We start from the raw sequence: 1,123 nt of genomic DNA on the forward strand, positions 1-1,123 counted from the left end.
CTAAACCCCTTCAGGGAAGTCGGGTAAGGGTCTGACGGGTTACATCATGGAGAGGTGGCGTCCATGGCGTGGCAGCCAAAGCACTGGACGGCGCAGCAGCTTGAGGAGCGGCGGCTTGCGGCCGGACGACTCCTGCGACGGGGGCACCTGTCGCAGGCGGAGGTGGCGCGCCGTGTGGGTGTCAGCGAGGCCTCCGTCAGTCGTTGGGCGCGGCGACTGCATGAGGCAGGCGGCAGTACACGCGGGTTGAAGGCGAGGCCGCGCACGGGCCGGCCGTCGAAGTTGAGTTCGGGGGAATGGCGGCAGGTGGCGGAGCTGGTAGGGGCAGGGGCGCGCACCTGCGGATTCCCTACCGAGCGCTGGACGCTCACGCGAGTGGCGCACCTCATCCATCGCACGTTCGGAGTGCGCTACCACCCCAACTACCTGGCCGAGTGCCTTCACCGGCTGGGTTTGAGTCCACAGCAGCCCCGCACGCGAGCCAAGGAGCGTGACGATGCGTTGGTGGAGGCATGGCTGAAGCGCGACTGGCCCCGCATCAAAAGGGGGCTCGAAGAAGCGGGCGGGCCATTGCCTTCGTGGACGAGACAGGTAGTTCGTTTCGGGCCCGCGTAGCGTCTACCTGGGCGCCCGTCGGGCATCCACCCACCTTGCGCCGTCGTGACAAGCGGCGCGAAGTCTCCAGCATCGTCGCCCTCGTTGCCCCGTACGGCCGCAGGCCGGCGCGCCTGTATTCGCGCCACCGAGAGGGAAGCTTCACCAGCCAGGACATCATCGCGGCCCTGCGCTACTTCCGCGGGAAGGTGGGCCGCCCTCTCACCATCGTGTGGGACGGCCTCAACCAGCACCACAGTGCCGAGACGCTCGACTTCGTCACCCGCCCACCCCGAGGACTTCCGCCTTGAGCGGCTGCCAGGCTACGCGCCAGACCTCAATCCCGAAGAGGGCTGCAACGGCGTGGTGAAGGCCGAGCTGCGCAATGCCACGCCCGACTCTGTCGCCGAGCTGCGCGCCCAGGCACGCGCTTCATTCGTGCGCCTGGGCCACCGCCACGACGTTCTCGCCGCCTTCTTCCTTCACGCTGGCCTGCGCCTTACCGGACTTCCCTGAAGAGGGTTAGGGG

At 68.1% G+C, this 1,123-nt stretch carries 3 protein-coding genes; all 3 read left to right on the forward strand.

The features are described from left to right. Positions 1-63: 63 nt before the first annotated feature. The 3 genes from D7V97_RS43215 to D7V97_RS45150 are packed head-to-tail and all read left to right on the forward strand — an operon-like array spanning position 64 to position 1,110. The gene (locus tag D7V97_RS43215; RefSeq protein WP_120616288.1) at positions 64-615 is read left to right on the forward strand and encodes an IS630 family transposase; all 552 of its coding nucleotides are present in this window, start codon (positions 64-66) and stop codon (positions 613-615) included. Positions 616-650: 35 nt separating this feature from the next. Further along, positions 651-905: a hypothetical protein gene (locus D7V97_RS43220; RefSeq protein WP_233583621.1), complete on the forward strand. Its 255-nt coding sequence runs from the start codon at positions 651-653 to the stop codon at positions 903-905. 55 nt (positions 906-960) lie between these two features. Next, entirely contained in the window at positions 961-1,110 is a 150-nt protein-coding gene (locus D7V97_RS45150; protein WP_158623578.1) for a hypothetical protein, read from the forward strand. The last annotated feature ends 13 nt before the right edge of the window (positions 1,111-1,123 follow it).

Origin of the sequence: Corallococcus sp. CA053C (genome assembly GCF_003611675.1) — a bacterium.
Taxonomy (GTDB): Bacteria; Myxococcota; Myxococcia; order Myxococcales; family Myxococcaceae; genus Corallococcus.

What these genes read in the sequence shown, in the direction of transcription:
- D7V97_RS43215 (WP_120616288.1), top strand. Translation starts at nt 64, where the DNA reads ATGGCGTGGCAGCCAAAGCACTGGACGGCGCAGCAGCTTGAGGAGCGG.